Annotated in this window: 1 protein-coding gene; it reads right to left on the bottom strand. The window is 80.2% G+C overall.

The features are described 5' to 3' along the window. The coding region (locus tag GTW08_RS06250) for a hypothetical protein (protein ID WP_202416485.1) at positions 1–247 on the bottom strand (247 nt) is incomplete at both ends.

Here is a 247-nt window from a genome sequence, read left to right as displayed (position 1 = left end):
GGCCAGCGGGTAGCGGCCGTGGGCCAGCCACGCCAGCAGCGAACCGCTGGCACTGACGGTGCGGCTCGGCGCGACCGGGACGGTGACCGCCGCCGCCGCCGCGGCGAGCGCCGCCGGCTCCAGGTGTCCGGTGAGGATCCAGTCCACCCCACGCGACCGGGCGTACCCGGCGAGGGACCGGGCGAGCTCGTCGTGCCCGTCGGACACCGCCCCCGCGGCGACGACCGCGGGCCGGTCCGGGTGCGCC

It is taken from the genome of Pseudonocardia sp. SID8383 (genome assembly GCF_009864975.1).
GTDB lineage: Bacteria > Actinomycetota > Actinomycetes > Mycobacteriales > Pseudonocardiaceae > Pseudonocardia > Pseudonocardia alni.
This window is presented reverse-complemented; position numbering and strand designations above follow the sequence as displayed.